The following is a 23,570-nucleotide window of genomic DNA, read 5'->3' as shown; positions in this document are numbered from 1 at the left end:
CCCCCCCCGCGCGGGGGGGGGCCCCCCCCCCGGCGGGCTGCGGGGCCCCGGCCGGCTGGTGCGCCGGTACCCGATCGCCGCGGGCACCGCGAAGACGGCGATCGCACCGGCGCACCACAGCACGGTCAGGGTGAGCGGGTGGGCCAGCGGCCCGCCCAGCGACAGCGCCTTCATCGCGTCCACCGCCACCGACATCGGCTGATTGCGCACCACCGGCTGAATCCAACGGGGGTAGGCCGCCAGCGGCACGAACCCGGTGCCGAAGAACATCAGCAGCGAAGACAGGATCGTAATCCCTTCCACCAGAGTCGCTTTCGCGGTAAACACGGCGATGGCGGTGACGATGGTCGCGAAGGCCAGACCGAACAGCACGGGGATCAGCACGAACCCCAGCGCCGCGAAAAAGCCCTGCTGGAAACGGAATCCGAGGACGAACCCGAGCGCGACGACCACGCAGGTGCCCACGAGAATCCGGCAGCCTTCGGCCAGGATGCGGGCCGCCAGCCCGGAGGCGCGGTGCACCGGCAGCACCCAGAAGCGGGCGAGCAGACCGGAATCGCGTTCGCGGCCGAGCATCACCCCGCCCGCGACCGCGCCCGACAGCGCCCCGACGATCGCGACCATGGGCACCGAACCGTACAGCGCGCTGGTCCCGGAGAATCGTTCGATCTGCCCGCCGATCACGGTGTCGAGCATGAACAGCAGCAGGCAGGGGATGATCAGCGTCTCCAGCAGCGTGATGGGGCTGCGGGTCCAGCGCAGCAGCAGCCGCTGGGTCTGGATCGCGGTGTGCCGCAGGAACGCCGCGGGTGCGTTCTCCGGTCCGGCCGGTGCGCGGCGGGCGGCCGCCATCGAGATCGTCATGCTCTGCTCCGATCGACTCGGCCGCTGAAGAACAGGCCCGCCACCAGCATTCCGCCGACCCACAGCAGCGCCGGGCCCAGCGTGGCCCAGGACACCGCGGCGGTGGCGGTGGTGTCCCCGGCCAGGGTGCGCAGCGCGATCGCGAACTGCGAGACGGGTTGATTACGCACGAAAGGCTGTACCCAGTGCGGGAACTGCTGTGCCGGAGCGAGTCCGGTGGACAGCATGCCGAAGATCAGCGGCGGCAGCACCAGTGCCTGGGAGGTGCCCTCCGGACTCCTCGACACCGTGCCGATCACATCGGCGCCGAGCGTGAAGGCGACGCCGATGGACAGGGCGAGCAGCACGAATCCGGCGGTGTGCGCGGCGTCGAGGTGGAAGCGGAAGCCGATGACATGGCCGCAGGCCAGCGCGGCGGCGAGCGCGATCGACAGCCGGAAGATGTTGCCCGCCATGCGCGCCGCGACCGGAACCAGCGGTCCGATCGGCATGGTGCCGAAGCGGCGGTCGAGTCCGGACACCGCGTCGGTGGCGGCCCGGAAGGCGGCCCCGATGGCGGTGAACGCGGCGGCCTGCAGGATCACGATCGGCATCATGAACTGGGCGTAACTGCTGAAACCGGTGCCCGAGAACGACATCACCCGATCCAGCGGCAGATAGAAGCTGGCGGTGAACGCCGCGGGCGCGAGGATCGAGCCGAGCACCTCACCGGTCCGCATCGAGGGCGCGATCAGCCGGGTGGTCAGCACCCACCACTGCTGAACGGTCACCGGTGCGGGCCGGGTCGCGGTGTGCCACACGGTCATTGCTCGCCTCCGCCGTCCGCGAGGTGGCCCGTGAGTTGCAGGAAGACGTCGTCGAGCGAGGGCCTGCGCAGCGCGATGTCGACCAGTTCCACGCCCGCGCCGTCGAGGCGGCGCAGTGCCTCGGCCAGGGTCTTGTGCCCGTCGGGCGCCGGAATCGTGATGCGGTCCGAATCACCCGACAGCGCAGTGCGATGGGGCTCGGGCAGCAGGGTGCCGAGCGCGGCCGCGATCGCCGGGAGATCGTTCAGGTCCAGCGGCACCACCTCGCAGTAGCTGCCGCCGGTGCGCGACTTCAGCTCGTCGGCGGTGCCCTCGGCGATGACCACGCCGTGATCGATCACGATGATGCGGTCGCACAGCGCGTCCGCCTCCTCCAGATACTGCGTGGTGAGCAGCGTGGTGATGCCCTCCTTCCGGAAGCTCCCGACCAGGTCCCACACGCCCTGGCGGCTGCGCGGGTCCAGGCCGGTCGTCGGCTCGTCGAGAAAGACCACATCCGGGCGGACCACCAGCCCGCAGGCGATGTCGATGCGCCGCCGCATGCCGCCGGAATAGGTGCCGACCTTCCGGCCCGCGGCCGCGGCGAGATCGAATTCCGTGAGCAGTTCCTCCGCACGGGCGCGCGCCGCGCGTTTGCGCAACCCCATCAACCTGCCGAACAACACGAGATTCTCTGCGCCGGTGAGCATGTCGTCCAGGGCGGCGAATTGACCGGTGAGCATGACGGATCGGCGGACCGCGGCCGGATCGGCGACCACGTCGTGCCCGGCGACCAGCGCGCGGCCGCGGTCGGGGGCGATGAGGGTGGACAGGATGTTCACCGTCGTGGTCTTGCCCGCGCCGTTGGGGCCGAGCACGCCGAGCACCTCGCCCGGCACGGCCTCGAAATGGATGCCGCGCAGCGCGGCCACGGAGCCGAATGATTTCTCGATGCCCTCGACGAGGACTCCGCCAGAGTTGTTCACTGCCAGCCTTCCAGGTGTTCGTCGAGCACCCGCGCGATGGTCGGGAGCACGTGCGGTGCGGTCATCTCGTCGTGGGTGACCTCGAGCTCGTGGGTGGTGACGGCCCCGGTGACATAGGGCCGCCAACCGGCCGCGCCGAAGATGTCGGAGGTGCCCACGGTGGCGGCGAAATACAGGATGTCGCCGTGATGGACCGGCCGCCGGTATCCGGTGCGGGTGCGCGCGGAAGCGTTGTAGGAGGCGGCCATTCGCTCCAGCGTCGCCGCGTCCACGAGGGACAGGCCGCCCATCCGCTCGCGGATCAGCTCGGCCGCTTCGTGTGCGGTGGCCGTCGCCGGGACGTCCTCGATGCCGAACACCGCGCCGAAGGCGTTGACGAACGCGCCGGGCGTGAGCTTCTCGATGCTGTCGCCGTCGAGGTCGGCGGTGTCGGCGTCCAGCAGGGCGACCACGCCGACCCGCGCGCCCGACCGCTCCAGCCGGGCCGCGACGGCGTGCGCGATGAGGCCGCCGAACGACCAGCCGAGCAGGTGGTACGGGCCCTCGGGCTGGAGCCGCCGGATCTCGCGGGCGTAGCGTTCGGCGAATTCGTCGATGGACCGCACCGAGGGCTCGCCGCTGAGGTCCGGTGCCTGCAAGCCGTAGACGGGCCGTCCGGGACGCAGCTGTTCGGCGAATCCGAGGTAGGTCCAGGCGATTCCGGACGAGGGATGGATGCAGAACAGCGCCGGTGCGTCGCCGTCGGTGCGGATCGGCAGGACCACGTCCAGCCCCAGGCCCGTCGGGGCCGCGGTCGACGTCGGTTTCCGCGCCGCCACCTCACGCGCCGCGGGTGTGTGGGCGAAGTGCGAGGCGGCCGAGAGGGTTTCGTGCCAGTGCGCGCTCAGCGCGGTGACCTCGCGGCGGTCCAGCAACTGCGCGGGATAGCGGATACCGACGTGCAGTCGATCGCCGAGGACGACGGCGTTGATGTCGATCTCGGCGGTCACCGGAACCTGCGGGTCCTCGTCGGCGTGCAGGTCGCCGAGTTCGTCGGTGGGCAGCCAACCCAGCCCCTCGAATCCGGCGGGGATATCCGACTGCGCGTACCTGCCGAGGTAGTTGACGGCGATCCGGCCGGGCAGGCGTGCCGGAAGCCGCTGTGCCGCAGCCTCGTTCAGGTATCGCAGCAGCGCGAACCCGATGCCCTTGTCCGGCGTCGCGGAGAGCTGTCGCCGTGTCGCGCGGATCGCCTCACCCATGGCCGGGCCGCCCGCTACAGCGTCGTCCACGTCGATTCCGGCGAGGTCGACCCGGACCGGATAGATGCTGGTGAACCAGCCGACGGTGTGCGACAGATCGGCGCCCGGAACGATTTCCTCCTGCCTGCCATGGCCTTCCAGCCGCAGCAGCACGCTGTCCGGACCCGCGGCGCCGCGCCACCGTGCCACCGCGAGGGCGAGCGTGGCGAACAGGGCATCCTCGACGGTGCCGTCGAAGAGACCGGGCAGGGTGGTGAGCAGGTCGGCCGTGACCTGTTGGGGGAGTTCGAATTCGACGGTGCGGAGGGTGCCCGCGCGGTCGACGGCGGGGTCCAGTTCTCGATCGCCCAGCAGCGGATCGGGCCCGTCGACGACCGTGCGCCAGTAGTCGAGTTCGGTCACTCGGTCCTCGCGCTGGGCCTCCTCCGCGAGCGCGTGCGCCCAGCGGCGCATCGACGTGCCCGATGCCTCCAGTACCGGCGCGGCGCCGCTCGACACCTGTGCCCAGGCGGTCATCAGGTCGGGCACCAGGATGCGCCAGGACACCCCGTCCACCGCGAGGTGGTGGGCGACGATGATCAGCCGTCCGGCCCGGCGGTGCGCGCCGGAATCCCCGACGGGGTCCAGCCAGATCAGTTGCAGCACCGTGCCGTCCGCGGGATGTAGCCGCTTCATCGCGGAATCCACCGCGCTGCGGGCGAATTCGCGCAACTCGATGGCATCGGTGGTATCCGCGTATTCGATCTGGTGCAGCAGCGCGTCGACGTCGACCGTGCCCGGTTCGGCGGTGCGCAGTCGCCACTCGCCGTCGTCGTCGCGGGTCAGCCGCGCGCGCAGCATGTCGTGCCGATCGACCACGGCGGATACGGTCGCCACCAGCTGAGCGCGCTCGATGCCGACGGGCAGTTCCAGCACCGCGGTCTGGGCGAAGCGGTCGAAATTTCCGCCGCGTTCGATCATGTACCGGACGATCGGCGTGAGCGGCAGCTCGCCGACCCCGCCGCCGGGCAGCTCGTCCAGCGTGACGACGGTCCCGGCCGCGTCCGCGAGCGCGGCCAGCGCCGCCACGGTGCGGTGCTCGAACACCTGCAGCGGCGTGAGTGTGAGGCCGTGCAGCCGGGCGCGCGACACCAGCTGGATCGCGAGGATGCTGTCGCCGCCGAGCGCGAAGAACGAGTCGCGCGTGCCCACCCGCTCGCGGCCCAGCAGTTCGGCGACGAGCGTGGCGAGAACGCTCTCGGTCGGTGTGGAGGGTGCCTGGTACTCGGTCCCCGCATCGTCGAATACCGGCTGCGGCAGTGCTTTTCGATCGAGTTTGCCGACCGCGTTGAGCGGAATGGCGTCGAGGACCACGAAGGCGGACGGCACCATATAACTGGGCAGGAGTTCGGCTGCCCAGTCGCGCAGCGCACTCACGTCGAACGCGGGAGCCACCGCTGAGCTGCCGTTCGAGACGCTCTCGGCGGCCTCGGCCCCGGCCGACACCGGCGCGGGTGTGGCCGATGCGCCTGCGGCGCGTCTGTCTACCATGCCTGGAACCACATAGGCCGCGAGGGCCATCGACCCCGCGGGCGTGGAAACGCCTACCGTGACGGCGAATTCGACCCCGGGCGCGCGGTTCAGCACGGCGTCGATCTCGCCGAGTTCGATCCGGCGGCCGCGGACCTTGACCTGGAAGTCGGTGCGGCCGAGGTACTCCAGCTCCGGTGCGGCGACCGGCCCGGTCCAGCGCACCAAGTCGCCGGTGCGGTACATGCGGTCGCCGGGACGGCCGAACGGGTCGGCGACGAACCGTGCGGCCGTCAGATCCGGCCTTCCGTGGTACCCGCGCGCCAGCGCAGGACCGGACAGATACAGCTCTCCCGCGACCCCGAACGGCACCGGGCGGAGCCGGTCGTCCAGCACGACGGTGCCCGCGCCGGGAATCGGCGCCCCGATGGTGATCCGGGCCGCGTCCCGCAACGGCCCGGAACCGGTTGCCCAGATGGTGAATTCGGTCGGCCCGTATAGATTCACCAGCGTCCGGCACGGCGACCAGCGCTGCACCAGCTCGGCACTTACCGCCTCACCGGCCACGGCGAGCACCCGGAGCCCGGGTACGGCGTCGGGCGCGACGGTGGCCAGCGCGGACGGGGTGATGACCGCGTGGGTGACGCGCTCGGCGGCGATCAGCTCGGCGAGCGCGACGCCGCCGAACACCTCCGGCGGCGCGACCACGGCGGCCCCGCCGCAGCCGAACGCCATGAGCGTTTCGAAGACCGACGCGTCGAAGCTGGGCGATGCCACTTGCAGGACCCGCGCCGAAGAATCCAAGCCCAGGGAATCCCGCTGTGCCGCAGCGAGTTCGGCGATCCCGCGATGAGTCACCGAGACACCCTTCGGTGTCCCCGTGGACCCCGAGGTGTAGATGAGCCACGCCGGATGGTCGGCCCGGACATCCACTCGCACCGCGTGATCCGCGGTCTCGCGCAGGGATCTCACCAGCCCCGGTTCGTCGAGGGTCAGCCAGCGGGTGCCGCCGGGAAGCAGTGCGCGATGCGCGGAGACGGTGAGCCCGAGCACCGCGCCCGAGTCGCCGATCAGGTGCTCGATCCGATCGATCGGGTGGGCCGGGTCGACGGGCAGGAACGCCGTACCCGCCTTCGCCGCCGCCCACACCGCGGTAAGCAGCTCGACCCCGCGGGTAAGCGCCAGCGCCACAACGGTTTCCGGACCGGCCCCGGCGTCCAGCAGGACGCGAGCCAGGCGATTGGACCGCCCGTCGAGTTCGCGATAGGTGAGCGTGGTCCCGCCACTGATCACGGCCGGTCGGTCGGGATGCGCCAGCGCCGACGCCGCGAACAGGTCCGCGAGCGTCACGGCCGCGGCTCCACCCGGACGTCGGCGCGGGACCAGCGCGGCTCGCTCGGCCGCGCCGAGCAGGTCGATATCGGCGATCGGCCGATCCGGATCGGCGGTGACGGCCCGCAGAATCCGTTCCCACCGGTGCGCGAACGCCGCCGCGGTGGCGTCGTCGAACAGGTCGGTGGCGAAGGTCAGCACCGCGTCCACTCCGGCCGGCGCCGACTCCGAGAAGCGTTCGCGCAGATCCAGTGTGAGATCGAACGGCGAGGAGTCGCGGTCGAACGGCTCCACCTCGACTCGCAGTCCCGGCAGCTCCAGCACCGGCTCCTGGAAGTTCTGCAACGACAGTGACACCTGGAACACCGGATGGTGTGCGGTGGACCGGGCCGGATTCAGGATCTGCACCAGCTGTTCGAACGGCACGTCGGTGTGGCCGAACGCGTCCACGTCGGTCTCGCGCACCTGCGCCAGGAATCGGCGGAAGGGGAGCGCCGGATCGACCGTCGTCCGCAGGGCCAGCGTGTTGACGAACATGCCGACCAGCCCGTCCAGGGCCTGCGCGCCGCGCCCGGCGACGGCCGTCCCGACCACCACGTCCCCGGTCCCGCCGAGCCGCGCGAGCAGCACGGCGAGGGCGGCGTGTACGACCATGAACAGGCTGACACCCGATCCCGCGGCCAGCTCGGTCAGCGCGCGATGCAACTCGGCGTCGATGCCGAAGGGCCGGGCGGCGCTGCGCATCGACTGCACGGCCGGGCGCGGCCGGTCGGACGGCAACTCCAGCACGTCGGGCAGATCGGCGAGCGTCTCGGTCCAGTATCGAATCTGCCGGGCCGCCAAGGATTCCTGGTCCGCCGCCGCGCCGAGCAGTTCGCGATGCCAGAGCGCGAAGTCGGCGTACTGCACCGGCAGCGGCGGCAGCGCCGCGGCCGTCCCGTGCACCTGCGCGGAGTAGGCCGCCATGAGGTCCGCGGCCAGCGGCGCCATCGAGACACCGTCCGCGCTGATGTGATGCACCACCAGCACGACGACGTGCACGTGCCGTCCCGCCACGCGGAACACCCCGACCCGCAGCGGCGGCTGTTCGGCCAGATCGAAGCCGATCCCGGCGAGTTCGGCGATCCGGGCCCGCAGGGGCGCGCCGTCGTCCACATCGGCGACGACCAGATCCGGCGTCGCCGTGTCGGCGGTCAGCACCACCTGCCGCGGCCCCTGGTCGTCGGCCGGGTACACGGTGCGCAGGCTCTCGTGCCGGGCGACGACCGCGGCGAGCGCGCGCCCGAGCGCGGCCGCGTCGAGGTCACCGGTCAGCCGCAGCGCGGCGGCGATGTTGTAGGCGGCCGACGCCGGATCCATCCGGTTGAGCACCCACATGCGTTGCTGCGCGGGCGACAGGGGGACGCGGTCGGGCCGGATTCGCGGTGCGAGCGCGGCCTTTCCGTGGCCGTCGGCGGTGGGCACGACGCGACCGGCCAGCAGCGCGACCGTGGGCGCGTCGAACAGGTCGCGCAGCGCGACCGTCGATCCGAGCGTCGCGTTGACCCGCGCGACCACCCGCGTCGCGCTGAGCGAATTGCCGCCCAGCTCGAAGAACGATCGGTCGATACTCACCCGGTCACGCCCGAGCACCTCGGCGAACACGTCGGCGACCGCGTGTTCCACGGCGGTCCGCGGCGCCAGGTACTGCTGCTCCGCCGCGGCGTAGTCGGGCTCGGGCAGCGCGGCGCGATCCAGCTTCCCCACGGGAGTCAGCGGAACACCCTCCAGCACAATGAGATAGGCGGGCACCATGTATCCCGGCAGCGCGGCCGCGACGCGGGTCCGCAGTTCCTCGGGATGGAGATCGTGCCCGGCCGCGGGAACGACATAGGACACCAGCACCGTCGCGCCGCCCGGCCCGGGGCGGCCGACGGTGACGGCATAGTCGACGCCCTCCGCCCGGCCCAGCACCGCGTCGATCTCGCCGAGTTCGATACGCAGACCGCGGATCTTGACCTGGAAATCGCTGCGTCCCAGGTACTCCAGCTCCACGACGGTGCCGCCGGGCCGATCGACGGGCACCCACCGCACCATGTCGCCGGTGCGGTACATTCGCGCTCCGGGCGGTCCGTACGGGTCGGCGACGAAACGCGTTGCGGTGAGGGCGAATCGGTTGAAGTAGCCGCGCGCCAGCGCGGGCCCGGACAGGTACAGCTCACCGGTGGCGCCGACCGGAACCGGCCGCAGCCAGGTGTCGAGCACCGTGGCGGCCGCGCCGCGGATCGGGCGGCCGATGGTGATCTGCTCGCCCGGCCGCAACTCGCCCGGCCCGGTCGCCCAGATGCTGAACTCGGTGGGGCCGTACAGGTTCAGCATGCGCCGCCCCGCCGACCAGTCGGCGACCAGCTCCGGCCCGGCGGCCTCTCCGGCCACCGAGAGCACTCGCAGATCCTCGAGACCGCGCGGATCCATCGTCGCCAGCACCGACGGGGTGATCACGGCGTGGGTGACCCGTTCGGTGCGCAGCAGCCGTTCGAGAGCGTCGCCGCCGTACACCTCCGGCGGAGACAGCACCAGGCGCGCGCCGGTGGAGTGCGCCTTCAGCAACTCGTGCACCGACGCGTCGAAGCTCGGCGAAGCCACTTGCAGGACAACGGAATCGGCGTCGAGGGCGAGCGACTCCGCCTGGGTGGCGGTCAGATTGGCCAGGCCGTGGTGGCTGAGCAGCACCGCTTTCGGCTTGCCCGTGGAGCCGGAGGTATAGATCAGGTACGCGGTCTGGTCCAGCGCGATCGGGCCGCCGCGCTCGGCGTCGGTGACGGGTGCGTCGGAGACCGTCATCACCCGGCGGATGGTGTTGAGGTCGTCCAGCAGCAGCCAGTCGATGCTGCCGGGCAGCGTTTCCCCGGTCGCGCACACCGTGATCCCGATCGGCGCCCGCGAGTCGGTGAGAATGTGCTCGATGCGCTCGACCGGATGGTTCGGGTCCAGCGGCAGGAAGGCCGCGCCGGCCTTGGCAACGGCCCACACGGCGACGACCGACTCCACCGACCGGGTCAGCGCCAGCACGACGAAGACCTCCCGGCCGACGCCGCGCCGCAGCAGTACCCGGGCGAACCGGTTGGACCACGCGTCGAGTTCGCCGTAGGTCATGGTGAGATGATCGGAACTGACGGCGATCGCGTCGGGATTCACGCTCGCCCCGGCCGCCAGGATGTCCGGAAGCGCCCGTGGCGCAGCCGGTTCCGCACCGCGCACCGGCAGCAGCTCGCGATATTCCTCGGGGTCACAGTGCTGCACTTGGGCGAGCCGCTGCTGCGGCCGCTCGGCGATTCGGCCGAGCAGCAGCACGAACCGGTCGAGCAGTCGCTGTGCGGCGGACGCGCCGAGGTGGTCGGCCAGATATTTGACGCTGATCCGCAAGCCGCCGGGCTGCGGAATCACCATGAGATTCAGCGGATACGGCGTCGCGTCGGTTCCGGCGATATCGAGGATGCGCATACCCGCGATGTCCGGGGACTGCGACAACGTTTCCCGATCGATCGGATACGACTCGAAAACCGTGAGGGTGTCGAACAATTCGGGCAACCCGACGGCCTGGTGAATGGCCGCCAGCCCCACATGTTGCTGGTCGAGCAGCCGGGCCTGCTCCGACTGGATGCGGCCGAGCAGATCGGTCACCCGTTCGGCGGGATCCAGCCGCACCCGCACCGGCACCGTATTGATGAACAGGCCCACCATCTGTTCGATACCCGGCAGCTGTGGCGGCCGTCCGGAAACGGTGCCGCCGAAGACGACATCGGTACGCCCGGTGAGCATGGCCAGCACCAGCGCCCAGGCCGCCTGCACCGCGGTGTTGACGGTCGCGCCCGCCGCCAGGGTGGTGGCCTCGAGGCGCGTCACGGTGTCGGCGGGCAGATCCACTGTCACCGTGCCCGATTCGGCCGACGCGATGCCCGCCAGCGACGGCACCGCGCGAGTGGGGGAGTCCACGCCCGCCAGCGAATCGGCCCAGGCGGCAACGGAAGTCGCGGCATCCTGCTCGGCGAGCCAGGCCAGGAACTCCCGATATGACGGCGGTTCGGGCCGGTCCGGGGTGTGCCCGGCGGCCAGTCCGGCGTAGTCGCCGAGCAATTCCTGCACCAGCAGCGGCGTCGACCAGCCGTCCAGCACCAGATGGTGATTGGTGATCAGGAGCGTGTACTCCGCGGCGGCGGTGCGGATCAGCGCGAAACGCACCAGCGGGGGACGCGCCACATCGAATCGGGTACGCGCGTCGACGCCGATCACCCGGTCGAGTTCGCGGGCGGGGTCCGCCGTGCCGGTGAGATCGACCTCGTGCCATGCCACCTCGGCCGTTCCCGCCACCAATTGCCTTGGCCCGTCGGCGGTTTCGACGAAGGCCACCCGGAGGTTCTCATGCCGGTCCACCAATGCCTGGGCCGCCGCGCGCAGCAGGTCGGCGTGGACGCGGCCGGTCAGCGTCAGCCGGGTCTGCACGGTGTAGTCGTCGGCGGTATCGGTGTCGTAGCGGGCGTGGAACAGCAGCCCTTGTTGCAGCGGCGACAGCGGCCACACATCGGTCAATGTCGGATAGGTGCGCTCCCAGGCGTCGACCTGGTCCTGGGAGACCTCGACGAGGCCGAAATCCGACGGAGAATGACCGCCCGCGCTATCGGACTCCGCGTGCGCCACAAGGGCACTCAGCGCCGCGGCCCACAGCTCCGACAGTTCCCGCACCTCGGCCGCACCGAGGATCCGCGCGGCGTAGGACCACGTCACGTCGAGTCCGTCGCCGTCCATCATCGCGTTGATGTCCACGACGGCGGCCAGCGGAGCCCGCTCGTCGCGGGTGGCGTCGAACCGGCGCGGCAGCCAGGCCGAGCCCGCGGCGTCCGCGCCGATGGCGGTCCGGCCGAGATAGTTGAAGCTGAGCTGCGGAGCCGGGGCCTGCGAAAGCCGCTGGGCGGTTACAGGATTCAGGTAGCGGAGCATTCCGTAGCCGACCCCGCGGTCCGGAATGCGGCGAAGTTGGTCCTTGACCGTCTTGAGCGCCGCGCCCGCCGCGGCGCCGCCGGTGAACGCGTCGTCGATGTCGAGATCGGCGAGATCCAGCCCGACCGGGTACGCGGCGGTGAACCAGCCCACCGTGCGCGCCACGTCCGCGCCGGGCAGGATCGCCTCCTCCCGGCCGTGGCCTTCGAGGGTGATCAGCGTCGTTCCGCGTTGCCGCCACCGGCCCACGGCCAGCGCGAGTGCGGTGAGCAGGACTTCGTCGGGGCCGCAATGGAATCGGTGTGGCACCGTGGTCAGCGCCGATTCGGCGACGGCGGCATCCACGCGGGTACGCAGCTGCGCCTCGGTGGCCACGACATCCACCGCCGGGGCGAACTCGCGGGACCCGAGCGCCGGATCCGCGGTGCCGAGAATGCTTTGCCACAGTGGCAGTTCGACCGCCCGGCGATCCGCCTGCTCGCGCTGCACGTGCGCCCACCGGCGGAACGACGTGCCGACCGGAGCGAGTTCGCCACCGGCACAGGCGGTGGCGAGATCGGGCAGCAGGATCCGCCACGACACACCGTCGACGGCGAGATGGTGCACCACCACCCACAGCGTCGGCGCGGCGTCGCCGGATTCCATGAGAACGAAGCGCGCCATCACACCGGCAGCCGGATCGAGACGGTCTGCGGCACTGTGCAGTTCGCGTTCCCGATCCTCGTCCGTGTCGGCGCGCACCACGTCCACGAGTGCGGCGGCATCGACCGAGCCGCGTTCGCCCACAGTCCATTCCCAGCCGCCGTCGGCCTGCCGCAGCGCACCGCGGAGCACGTCGTGGTGGTCGAGGAGCGCCCGTACCGCCGCCGTCAGCCGGTCCCGGTCCACCTCGGCGGGCAGTCCGATCAGGGCCGCTTGCGCGAACCGATGCCAGGCGCCGGCGTCGAGCATGGCGTGCACGATCGGTGTCGGTGCGAGAGGCCCGATTCCGCCGCCCGGCAGTTCGGAGACGGCCGGGACCGTCGCGTCGGCGGCGACGGCCGCGAGGCCGGCGACGGTGCGGCGCTCGAACACGTCGCGGGCGGTGAGGCCCAGACCTGCCGCCCTGGCCCGCGAGACCAGCTGGATCGCCACGATGCTGTCGCCGCCGAGCGCGAAGAAGTCGTCGTCGGCGGTGACGGCGTCCAGCCGCAGCACGTCGGCGAACACGGCGGCTAGCGTCCGCTCGCGATCCGTCTCGGGCGGGCGGCCGTCCGCCGCCCGGGACCGGAAGACCGGGGCGGGCAGCGCCCGCCGGTCCACCTTGCCGACCGGGGTCAGCGGGACCCGGTCCAGCACCATGATCACCGATGGCACCATGTATGCGGGAAGGGTCTGTGCCGCAGCGGTTCTCACAGTCTCGGGATCCAGCGGCACACCGTCGCGGCCGCGCACGTAGGACACCAGGGCCGTGCCCGAGCCGGAGTCGGCGCCGAGGGTGAGGGCGAAGTCGACCTCCGGCAGCCGTTGCAGCACCGCGTCGATCTCGCCGAGTTCGATCCGGAATCCGCGCACCTTCACCTGCGCGTCTCCGCGACCGCCGTACTCCAGCACCCAGCGGTCGTCGTGCCGGGTCCAGCGCACGAGGTCGCCGGTGCGGTACAGGCGTCCGCCCGGCGTGTACGGGTCGGCCACGAAACACGCGGCGGTGAGACCGGTCCGGCCGTGGTAGCCGCGGGCCAGGCAATCGCCGCTCAGGTACAGCTCACCGGTCGTCCCGGGCGGCACCGGCCGCAGCCACGGGTCGAGGACCAGCGCGGACACGCCGCGCACGGGACTACCGATCGTCACGGGACCGTCCGGGGACAACGGCGCGCTGAGCGTGACCGTCACCGTCGTCTCGGTCGGGCCGTACCCGTTGAGCACCCTGCGCCCCGCCCACGCCGGTACCAGATCCGCCGGGCACGCGTCGCCGCCCACCACGACCGTGCGCAGTTCGGGCAGCGTGGCCGGATCCAGCGAACCCACCACGGCTGGAGTGACATTCAGATGGGTGACGCGCTGCGCGCGCAGTACCTCGGCCAGCTCGTCGCCCGCATAGGCCCGCGGCGGCACCACCGCGACGGTGGCCGCGGCCGCGAAGGTCACCAGCAACTCCTCCACCGAGATGTCGAAGCTCGGCGAGACCGCGTGCGCCACCACGGAATTCGCGTCGACACCGAACGCGGACCCGGAGCTTGCCACCAGGTTGGACAGTCCGCGATGTGAGACCTGCACGCCCTTGGGCAGTCCGGTCGAGCCGGAGGTGTAGATCGTGTAGGCGATCTGGTCGGAGTGCACGGCCGCGTGGCGGTCGGCATCGGTCACAGACCTCGGATCCTGTTCGCGGACAGCCGCTTCGGTGGCCGGGTCGTCGAGGACGAGCCAGTCGAGCCGATCCGGCAGCGCGGCCCGCGCGGCCCGCGTGGTCACGCCGGTGACGACACCGCTGTCGGAGACCATGTAGTCGATGCGGTCGGCCGGATAGGTCGGATCGATCGGAACGAAGGCCGCCCCGGTCTTGGCGACCGCCCACATCGCAGTCACCGACTCCGCTGAGCGTGGAATCGAGATCGCCACCGCGCGTTCGGGTCCCGCGCCCGCGGCGAGGAGCAGCCGGGCCAGTCGGTCGGTCCGCTCGCCGAGTTCGCGATAGGTGATCGTGGTCTGCCCCGACCGGATCGCCACGGCCTCGGGCCGAGTGCGTGGCCCGGTAGCCAGGATCTCGGGCAGGGTGCGGACCGTCGTACCGGCCGGACCGCGAGCGGGCGCCAGCTCGCCGCGCTCGGTCTCGGAGGTCACCGCGAGCGTTACCAGCGGCGCGTTCGGACCGGCCGAGAGGAACCGCGTCAGGAAGGCCTGGAAACGTGCGTGCTGACCGGCCAATTCGCGATGGTCGTAGAGGTTCGGATTGGCCTGGAAGTCGATGTGGGTGCTCTCGCCGCCCATCCCCGGGTAGACGTTCACGAACAGGTCGTCGATCAAGCCGGAGGTGAGCACATGCAGCCGTCCGGTGACCGAGCCGAGGCGAATCCGGCTGTCGACCATCATCAGGTTCACCGTGGGCCCGAACGAGGTGACCTCGTCCATCGCCCAGCCCAGATCCCGGACGATGTCCTCCTGCCGATAGCGCTGCCGCCGCAGCGCACCGGTCAGCTCGCTCTGGGTCGCCCGGATGAGATCACCGACCGTCTGGGTCGGTGACAGCGGCAGCCGCAGCGGAACGACATTGGCGATCATCCCGCCCGACCGCCGCAGCGTCGCCGTGGTGCGCCCCGACACGGGCAGCCCGAGCACCACCTCGCCCGCTCCGGTCATGGCGCCGAGATACGCGCCGAAGGCCGCCACGATGATCGGCGCCGCGCTCGAGGACTCCCGGGCGGCGACGCGCTCCAGCAATTCCGCTGTCGCGCGGGGCAATTCGGCCGACACCAGATTCGGCTGGGCGTCGACCCCCGCTTCCCGCCCTGCCAGCGTCACCGGCGGCGTCATGCCGGCCAGGTGGTCGCGCCAGTACTCGCGGTCGCTGTGCAGCCGCTGCGAATCCCGGTAGGCCAGATCGTCCGCGACGACCCGGCGCAGATCCTCCGCTCGCCCGGCCGGTATCTCCTCGCCTCGCGCGGCGCAGTTGTAGATCTCGGCGGTGCGCTGCATCATCGTCAGCGCGCCCACGCCGTCCAGTGCGATGTGGTGCATCCGGGAATACCAGAACCAGCGGTCCGCGCCGACGCGCAGCATGGCGACCTGGACCAGCCGGTCGGTCACCGGATCCAGCGGCGCCGAGTACTCCGCGCGCATCCACGCCAGGGCCGCCGCCTCGGGATCGGCCTCCCCGCGCAGGTCGACGGTGCCGATGCGGTCGTCCAGCGCGGTGTCGACGATCTGGAAGGGCGCGCCGTCGACCTCGAGCAGACGCAGGTAGCCGGTGCCGAACTCGCGTCCGGCTCGCCGGGCCGCGGTGGCGAGCAAGTCGACATCGACCGCCCCCTCGAATTCGACGTACTGCGCGATGGAGATCGGCGTCGCGCCGGCGAAGTGCTGGGCGAACCAGATGCCGCGCTGGGCCGCCGACAAGGGGAAGGCTCCGGCGGGGACGATCGCGTCGGCCGCCGCCGTGGCTGTGCGCTGAGGCATGGAGAGTCCTGAGTGTTCAGTTGTCAGGCGGCCTGATTCACGGCGCCGGCGTCGCCGAGCGGTGCGTCGGACCCGGTCAGGTAACCCAGCAGGGTCGAGCGGTCGTCGAGCACCAGCCAGTCGATCGCATCACCGAGATGGCCGCGCTGCGCTCTCGTGGTCACGCCGAGGTCGGCCCGGGGAGTGGAATCATCATCCGCCGCCAGGGCCGGGATCGCACCGGTTTTGGTGATGGCCGCCCGCGTCACGGCCGCCTCGATCGGCGCGGGCACCGCCATCACGATCCGGACGCCGCGCCGCGCGCCGCGCTGCACGAGCAACCGGGCCAACCGATTCGACCAGCGATCCAGGTCGGTCCAGGTGAGTTCGCAGTCGTCGGCGAGGACGGCGATGGTGGTCGGGTCGGTCTGCCGGGTGGAATTGCTCATGAATCAACTGTCGGGGTTGCGGACCCGTCTCGACAGCGACCTCAGTACTGGCCGGCGGCCTCCCAGGGGTGAGCGTTACCACCCCAAGGTGTCGATACCCGCTCCCGTCGCACGGCGATCGCGAAACCGTGGAAGATTGCTGAACGGTAACCTAGACTTGCGAGTGTCTCGGACACCGGCGGCGGGGCCCGGCTCGAATCCCCGATGCGCGGCCCGGTACCGGTGGCGTCGGGCAGGATGGGACGGAGAGCGCAACGTGGCGACCGATATGTCCCCGGCGCTCTTTCTCGTTGCGCCAGAGGGGGATCGGAAGGATGAGGTGGTGGACGACAAGGGCGCGGGCGGGGGTGAACGGGCAGTCGTGGCGCTCCTGCCCGAGCACGCGACCGACGGGTGGGAGCTGACGGGCCCGCCGGGCAAACCGCGTCTGGTCAAGGATTTCGGTGCGGTGCGCACCCGGATCCGGGCCACCACACCCACCACCTGCTCGTGGTGGGTGGGACGGCCGGACGGCCGCCTGCTGCGGGAGGCCTCCGTCATGTCGATCGAGGCGGCCAAGGCCGCGGCGGAAGCCTGGGTGGCGGACTATCTCACTGATCGGTCCGAGGGCGCCAGCGAGACAGGCGACGCTCCAGCGTGACCAGAACTCCGTTGAACGACAGGCCGACCAGCGAGATGGCGAGGATGCCGGCGTACATGTTCGGTATCTGGAAGTTCTGTTGCGCCGCGGTGATCAAATAGCCGAGACCGGCTCGGGCGCCGACCATTTCGGCGGCGATGAGCACCAGGATCGACGACGAGGCCGCCATCCGCAGGCCGGTGAAGATCGACGGCAGGGCGGCCGGCAGGATCACCTTCTGGAACAGTCCGATCGGTGAGAAGCCCAGCGACACAGCCGATTTGATCAACAACGGCTCCACCGTGCGGACACCGGTGATGGTGTTCAGCAGGATCGGGAAGAAACTGGCGTAGACCACCAGCGCCACCTTCGACGTCTCGCCGATACCGAGGATGAGCACGAACACCGGCAGCAGCGCCAGTGCGGCGGTGTTGCGGAACAGCTCGAGAATCGGATTGAGGAAGTCCGCCACGGGCTTGTACCAAGCGATGGCGATACCGACGGGGACCGCGCTGATCAGGGCGAGCCCGAAACCGGCCAGTGATCGGGTGAGGCTGGTGGACACGTGGTTCCACATCTCCCCGGTGCGGACCAGTTCGACGAACGCGTCGAGCACCACCGAGAACGGCGGCAGGAATACCTCGTCCACCAACCCGAATCGGGGAGCGGTTTCCCACACCGCCAGGAACAGCGCGATGACGATGACCGGCTTGAGCAGCCGCCAGCCCAGCCCGGTGGCCGCGCGCAGCGCCCGGATCGGCGCGCCCGAGGGTGCGGCGGCGTCCGGTCCGGGCGCGGCCGGGTAGCGGGTCACCTGCTCCGCGAGTGGCACGGCACTAGACATGGGTGGGCCTCCGGTCGGTGTGGGTGGTCAGCGCGGCGCGTTCCAGGCCCTGAGCCCGGCTCACCTCGGATTGCAACTGCTCCCAGATGCGGTGCCGGAAGTCCCGGAACCGTTCGCTGGAACGGACATCGGCGCCGGAATCCCGGTCGAGGTCGATATCGAACACCGCCTTGATCCGGCCCGGCCGCGACGTGAGCACGGCGACGCGCTGGCCCAGGTACACCGCCTCGTCGATGCCGTGGGTGATGAACAGGATGGTCTTGCCGGTGGTCCGCCAGATGCGTAACAGCTCGTCCTGCAACGACTCTCGGGTTTGCGCGTCGAGTGCGGCGAACGGCTCGTCCATCAGCAGCACCTCCGGATCGAAGGCGAGGCTGCGGGCGATGGCGACGCGCTGCTTCATGCCGCCCGACAGCTCGTGCGGGTACCGGTCGCCGAAACCGTCCAGCCCCACCAGATTCAGATAGTGCTCGGCGATCTCGCGCCGCTCGCGCCGCCGCACTCGCTTCGCTTCCAAACCGAATTCGATATTCGCGCGGGCGGTGCGCCACGGGAGCAGCGCGTACTGCTGGAAGACGATGCCGCGATCCAGCCCCGGGCCCTCGATCGGGTTGCCGTCGAGCAGGATCCGGCCCGCGGTCGGCTTGCTGAGCCCGCCGAGCAGGTCGAGCAGGGTGGATTTGCCCGAACCGCTGGGGCCGACCAGCACCAGGAACTCACCGTCGTGCAGATCCAGGGTGACGTCGGCGAGTGCCGTGAACGGTTCCCGGCTGCCGCGGGCGGCGAACTGCTTGCGCACGCCGGTCAGGGAAAGCTTTGCCGTGCCGGTCATTTCGCCGCCACCACCTCTCCGGCAGGTCCGCTCGTCGGCGCGTAGGTGCCGTTGGCGTAAGGGTTGTCCTTGTTCGTGTAGACGTCCTCGGCCGTGAGCTTTCCTTCGCTCAATTCGCCGTTGCGCACGAGCCACTCGATCCAGATCTGCAATTCGCGCTCGTCGACGACGCCGCCCGGCACCGGGATTCCGGAACTCTTCCAGTACTTCAGCAGTTCGGTGTTCTCGTTGCGGCCGCGCTGGTTGATGATCGCCTCGAATTTGGCCAGGACCTGGTCGCGCGGTGTGATCTGTAACCAGCGGATGGCGCGGGCGGTGCCCTGCACGAAATCCTGCACGGCGTCGGGATGCTGCTTGATGTAGTCGTCACGGAACACGTAGGTGCCGTAGTCGAACTTGCCGAAGAGGTCCTTGTCGGTGAACAGCGGATGCAGCCCGCCCCGCGCCACCGCGGTATCGCGGAAGACGCTACCCAGCGCGGCCACATCGATCTGGCCCTTGCGCAACGCGTCCTCGGTGCTGACCGGGGGCAGCACCACGAACTGGACCTGCTTGATCTCCGGTTCGCTCAACCCCTGGCGGTGCAGCCATTCTCGGGTGATGAATTCGTGGTGCGCGCCGAGGGTGTTGACACCGACCTTCTTGCCGATCAGATCACGCGCGGAGGTGATACCGGAATCGTCGCGCACGAAATAGCCGGTGAAGGACAACTCGTCGGCGCCATAGGAACTCAGCACGGACTTCACCGGCGCGCCACCGGCGATCAGTTTCACGACGGCCCCGTTGAACGCGCTGCCGAATTCGATCTGGCGGGTGGCCGCGGCCTGGATATTGGCCGGGCCGCTGGTGCTGTCGTTTTCCCAGCGCAGCTGGATCTTCTGGAAATAACCCAGATCGGCGGCGAGTTCGAAGGGCGACACCTGGCCGGTTTGTCCCTGATATCGCAGGACGGTCTTGCCATCCGCGCTGAGCCCGGGATCGGAGCTGCCGCACCCGGCCGACAGCGAGACGGCGGCGGGGAGGGCGAGCGCTGCGGCGAGGACGCGGAGCGGCATGAATCTTCTACTGCGGGACAACATCATTCGATCTTTCGCGAAGTGGGGGGATTGTGGTCGAGTGTGCCCGGCGGCATTCTCCGGCTCTGCTGTTGCGATCACGCAGTTTTTATCGGTCGACCATTGAGCGCACCGCGCCGTAATGTTTCGGCGATGACCGTGCCCGTGGGTCGCCGGTGACGGTGCGGGGACAGTCGAAATGAGGACGCATGTACGACATTCGACGTCTGATCCTGCTGCGCGACCTGGCGGAGCACACCACCATGACGGCCGTATCGGAACTGCACGGCATCACGACCTCGGCCGTGTCCCAGCAGTTGCGGATTCTCGAGGACGAGGTGGGCGCGGCGCTGACCCGGCGGGAGGGCCGGGTGCTGCGGCTGACCCACGCCGGCCGGGTGCTCGTGGACCACACGGTGCGGATCATCGCGGCGCTGGAGGAGGCCGAGAGCGCGGTGGCCGCTACGGACGCGGCCGTCACCGGCGTGCTCACCGTGGCCACCTTCCGCACCGCGCTCTCGCAGCTGGCGCTGCCCGCGGCGGCGCGGTTACGGGCGGAGTATCCGGGATTGCGCGTCCGGCTGGTGAACATGGTGCCGGTGGATTCGGTCCAGGCGGTGCGCCAGCAGGACGTGGATCTCGCCGTGACGTACTCGTATTCGTTCCGCACCCAGGATCTGCCGCTCGGTCTGGCCTCGGAATCCCTCCTGAGCGACCCCCTCGTGCTCCTCGCCCCGCCGCCGCTGCGGGACCGGGTGCGCCAGCACGGGTTGAGCGTCGTCCGCGACGCCGACTGGATCGCCGCCCGCGACGGTGCGCCGTCCATCGTGTCGGTGGTATTCGCTTGCCGCGAAGCGGGATTCGCGCCGCGAATCGAGCACCGCGGCGGCAGCTTCGCGGCGATGGCGGAAATGGTGGATCACGGCTTGGGCGTGACGGTCGTCCCGGAGATGTCGGTCGACGACCGCCACCGCCACCTGGTCGCCTCGCCCGTCCCGGGCGGTTTCCGGCATATCGGCGTGACCTACCGCCAGGCGTCCCTGGACCGCCCGGCCGTCGCCGCGGCTATCGGAGCACTGCGGGCGGTCGCGGGTCCGGAGCGGCTCGCGTCGTGAAGTCTTGGATCCGGCCTGAGCATCCACAATCCCGCCCGAGACGGCGAAAACTGCCATCCCGGCCCGATCTGTGTCCGCCCAGGCCGAAACCTACTGAACCGGGCCGAAACTCCCGCCACGCACGCTGTCGGTGAACGCATCCCACTCGCCGGGGGCGAAGATCAGCGCGGGACCGGTGGGGTTCTTCGAGTCCCGGACACCCACCGCCCCACCATCGAGCCAGGCGACTTCGACGCAGTCCGTCTTGCCACTGCTGTAGCTACTCTTGAACCAATTCGCCACGGATAGATCAGTGTTCACGTTTCGTATCTCCTAGTCGCCACCTGGCGAAGCAGGTCTCGTGAATTCGTGTCGTCGAGCGAGACGGCTCGGACTGCCGCGGTGAGGAAACGGTAGCGCTCGACGTCGTCGGTCTTCTCCAAGAACAGATCGTTGATACCTGCTGATCCTTCCAGGTAGACGAGTGGTGGTTCAACCGGTCGTCCCTTGGCGTCTGTCCCGAAGTCCAGGATCATGAAGAGGTTCGGGAGGAAGGCGCCTTGAGGGTAACCGGATGAGAACGGCTGGATGCGCAGGGAGACGTGTGGCAGCTTGCTCATCTCCGCGAGGTGGTGGAGCTGGCGGGCCATGATTCGCGGCGTCCCGACGGCGCGATAGAGGGCGGACTCGCGAAGTAGGACATCGAGCTTCACCGGATCGGCCTTGCGTGTGATGATCTTCTGCCGCTGCATTCTCAGCGCTACGCGGCGTTCGATGTCGTCGGGCTCATCGCCGGCGAAGTAGGCGCTGATGAGGGTGCGCGCATAGGCCGCGGTCTGTAGCAGCCCCGGAACGATCTCGGCGTAGACGAACAGATGCGCCGCCGATTCCGTCAGCCCGACAACCATATTGAACGTCGAGTCGCTGTACAGTCCGCCGAACGCCGTGACCCAGCTCTTTTCCTGAGCTTGGTTGGCGAGTTCCACCAGCCGCGCGGTCTGGTCGGGTGTCAGCTCGTACAGCTCGCACAGCAGCTCGATGTCCTGGGTGCGGATCTTGACCACGTCGCCCGCTTCGAGGCGTTGCAGTCCGGATTTGCTGAGTGCCGCTAGCGGGGCGGCCCTTTCGATCGTCAGGCCGAGCGCCTGACGGGCCTCGCGGAGCATCCGGCCGAGTTGCCGCCGGGCGAGTGTCGACGGTTCGCCGTTATTGGTCATGCGCATACCCCCTGCAAATGTGGGTCGGATCAACCTGTGAAAGTGGGTCGGACGCTGCGGCGGTGGTGGGTCGTCTCCGCGGACTTCGGATTCTTCTGCCGCAATCCGCCGTGATCGAGCCGCTCCCCGCTGCTCACCTGCTGTTCTTTACAACGGCCGGTAGAACCCGATGCCGTTGCGGCGCAACCCGAAATGCCCCTCAACTGTAGCGGAAGCCCGAGATCTCAACTGCCACAACGGGATGGACATTCATTTACGAGCGATACGAGAGCAAACATTTGAAGCGGCGACTTCGGCGACCGACACCGGTAGGGTTATTCGGCCGGATCGGTTCGTGTCGCCGATGCCGGGGTTCGGGAAGGTAGGAGGTGGGCTTGTGCCCAGCCACGTCGTCACCATGCTTCTTATTGATCTTGTTCTGATTCTGGCCGCGGCGCGGGTGCTGGGGTGGTTGGCCGAGAAGGTGGGGCAGCCGCCCGTGGTCGGCGAGATCGCGGCCGGGATTCTGGCCGGGCCGACGGTGCTCGGGCATCACCTGTCGACTCTCGTCTTTCCGATGGATACGAGGCCGGCGTTGACCGCGCTGGCGAATGTGGGAATCGCGCTGTTCATGTTCGTCGCGGGCATGGAGACCGATCTCGGGCGGTTCGCCAAGAATCGCAGTGCCGTGCCGGTGGTGTCGCTGTCGGCGTACGTGCTGCCGTTCGTGCTGGGTTCCGTTGCCGCCCTGACGATCCTGGCGCGCCATCAGACCGGCAGCCGGATCGCGTTCGTGCTGTTCATCGGCTGCTCGCTGGCGGTGACCGCGTTCCCGGTGCTGGCGCGGATTCTGCACGACCGGGGAATGTTCAGCACTCCCGTCGGGCAGTTGGCGCTCGGGTGCGCGGCCGTCGGTGACGTGCTGGCATGGGTGGTGCTGGCGGGTGTCATCGCCTCCACCCGGACCGAGGCGGGCCAGACGTGGCGCTTGCTGCTGCTGGTGCCCCTGGCGGCGGGGACGTGGTGGCTCGTGCGGCCGCTGCTCGGTCGCGTCGTCGGCGGTATGTCGACCGAACGGTCCCTCACGCTGGTCGCGGTGTGCGGCGCGCTGCTGTGGGGCGCGATGACCGAATGGTCGGGGCTGCACCTGATCTTCGGCGCGTTCCTTTTCGGCGTGGTATTTCCGCGTGGTGGCCGAGAGCAGGTCACGGCCGCGGTTCAGCCGCTCGGAGCGCTGTTCATGCCGTGCTTCTTCGTGATCGCCGGGCTCCGCGTGGACCTCTCCAGCATCGATCGGGCAGGCGTCCTCGAACTCGTCGTCGTGATCGCGGTCGCGGTCGCGGGCAAGGTGATCGGCACCTACCTCTCCGCCCGGCTGGCGGGGATCGACAAGCACCCGGCCAGAGTCCTCGCGGCCCTGCTGAACACGCGCGGCCTCACCGAACTGATCCTGTTGGACGTGGGCTTGTCCACCGGCATCATCGGCCCGGACCTGTACTCGCTGCTGGTCGTCATGGCCCTGATCACCACCGCGCTCACGGCGCCGCTGCTCACCCTGCTGAAATCGTCACCCGAAACCGTTCCCGCCGAACCCAGCCGCGTCTCCACGTAGCGGCTCTCTCGATATCAAGGTCGGCTGTAGCGATCGTGCAGGTA

The 23,570-nt window shown here is 69.9% G+C and carries 13 protein-coding genes; 3 read left to right on the top strand and 10 right to left on the bottom strand.

Going from position 1 to position 23,570, the window contains the following annotated elements; all coding sequences use genetic code 11:
• The 5 genes from QH470_RS37250 to QH470_RS37230 form a co-directional block, all read right to left on the bottom strand.
• Positions 1-864, bottom strand: an 864-nt coding sequence (locus tag QH470_RS37250) for an ABC transporter permease (RefSeq protein WP_280277094.1), incomplete at its 3' end; no start/stop codon positions are given.
• On the bottom strand, positions 861-1,670 hold the full coding sequence (locus QH470_RS37245; protein WP_280277093.1) for an ABC-2 transporter permease: 810 nt from the start codon (positions 1,668-1,670) through the stop codon (positions 861-863). The genes QH470_RS37245 and QH470_RS37250, both read right to left, overlap by 4 nt.
• Positions 1,667-2,635 carry an ATP-binding cassette domain-containing protein gene (locus tag QH470_RS37240; protein ID WP_280277092.1) on the bottom strand — a complete coding sequence of 323 codons (969 nt, stop codon included), beginning with the start codon at positions 2,633-2,635 and terminating at the stop codon, positions 1,667-1,669. The genes QH470_RS37245 and QH470_RS37240 overlap by 4 nt, the downstream gene beginning before the upstream one ends.
• Positions 2,632-15,846 carry a non-ribosomal peptide synthetase gene (locus tag QH470_RS37235; RefSeq protein ID WP_280277091.1) on the bottom strand — a complete coding sequence of 4,405 codons (13,215 nt, stop codon included), beginning with the start codon at positions 15,844-15,846 and terminating at the stop codon, positions 2,632-2,634. Before QH470_RS37235 ends, QH470_RS37240 begins: the two co-directional genes overlap by 4 nt.
• A 23-nt stretch (positions 15,847-15,869) precedes the next feature.
• On the bottom strand, positions 15,870-16,274 hold the full coding sequence (locus tag QH470_RS37230; protein ID WP_280277090.1) for an AMP-binding protein: 405 nt from the start codon (positions 16,272-16,274) through the stop codon (positions 15,870-15,872).
• Between the two features lie 322 nt (positions 16,275-16,596).
• Here QH470_RS37230 and QH470_RS37225 point away from each other — a divergent pair, with 322 nt between their 5' ends.
• Positions 16,597-16,914, top strand: coding sequence for a hypothetical protein (locus tag QH470_RS37225; RefSeq protein WP_280277089.1), 318 nt, complete (start codon positions 16,597-16,599; stop codon positions 16,912-16,914).
• On the opposite strand, the gene QH470_RS37220 is transcribed toward QH470_RS37225, so the two are convergent.
• The 3 genes from QH470_RS37220 to QH470_RS37210 are packed head-to-tail and all read right to left on the bottom strand — an operon-like array spanning position 16,865 to position 19,624.
• The gene (locus QH470_RS37220; protein WP_280277088.1) at positions 16,865-17,737 is read right to left on the bottom strand and encodes an ABC transporter permease; all 873 of its coding nucleotides are present in this window, start codon (positions 17,735-17,737) and stop codon (positions 16,865-16,867) included. The genes QH470_RS37225 and QH470_RS37220 overlap by 50 nt on opposite strands.
• Positions 17,730-18,569: an ABC transporter ATP-binding protein gene (locus QH470_RS37215; protein ID WP_280277087.1), complete on the bottom strand. Its 840-nt coding sequence runs from the start codon at positions 18,567-18,569 to the stop codon at positions 17,730-17,732. The genes QH470_RS37220 and QH470_RS37215 overlap by 8 nt, the downstream gene beginning before the upstream one ends.
• Entirely contained in the window at positions 18,566-19,624 is a 1,059-nt protein-coding gene (locus tag QH470_RS37210) for an ABC transporter substrate-binding protein (RefSeq protein WP_280277086.1), read from the bottom strand. The genes QH470_RS37215 and QH470_RS37210 overlap by 4 nt, the downstream gene beginning before the upstream one ends.
• Before the next feature lie 209 nt (positions 19,625-19,833).
• On the opposite strand from QH470_RS37210, the gene QH470_RS37205 reads away from it, so the two are divergent.
• Entirely contained in the window at positions 19,834-20,739 is a 906-nt protein-coding gene (locus tag QH470_RS37205) for a LysR family transcriptional regulator (protein ID WP_280277085.1), read from the top strand.
• Positions 20,740-20,829: 90 nt separating this feature from the next.
• Here QH470_RS37205 and QH470_RS37200 read toward each other — a convergent pair whose 3' ends face one another.
• Positions 20,830-21,039 carry a DUF397 domain-containing protein gene (locus QH470_RS37200; protein ID WP_280277084.1) on the bottom strand — a complete coding sequence of 70 codons (210 nt, stop codon included), beginning with the start codon at positions 21,037-21,039 and terminating at the stop codon, positions 20,830-20,832.
• Entirely contained in the window at positions 21,036-21,935 is a 900-nt protein-coding gene (locus QH470_RS37195) for a helix-turn-helix domain-containing protein (RefSeq protein ID WP_280277083.1), read from the bottom strand. Before QH470_RS37195 ends, QH470_RS37200 begins: the two co-directional genes overlap by 4 nt.
• 376 nt (positions 21,936-22,311) lie before the next feature.
• On the opposite strand from QH470_RS37195, the gene QH470_RS37190 reads away from it, so the two are divergent.
• The gene (locus QH470_RS37190) at positions 22,312-23,526 is read left to right on the top strand and encodes a cation:proton antiporter (protein WP_280277082.1); all 1,215 of its coding nucleotides are present in this window, start codon (positions 22,312-22,314) and stop codon (positions 23,524-23,526) included.
• Positions 23,527-23,570 lie beyond the last annotated feature (44 nt).

The sequence above is a fragment of the Nocardia wallacei genome, assembly GCF_029868745.1.
GTDB lineage: Bacteria > Actinomycetota > Actinomycetes > Mycobacteriales > Mycobacteriaceae > Nocardia > Nocardia wallacei_B.
The sequence above is the reverse complement of the archived record's forward strand: the minus strand, read 5'-3'. Positions and strand labels throughout refer to the sequence as shown.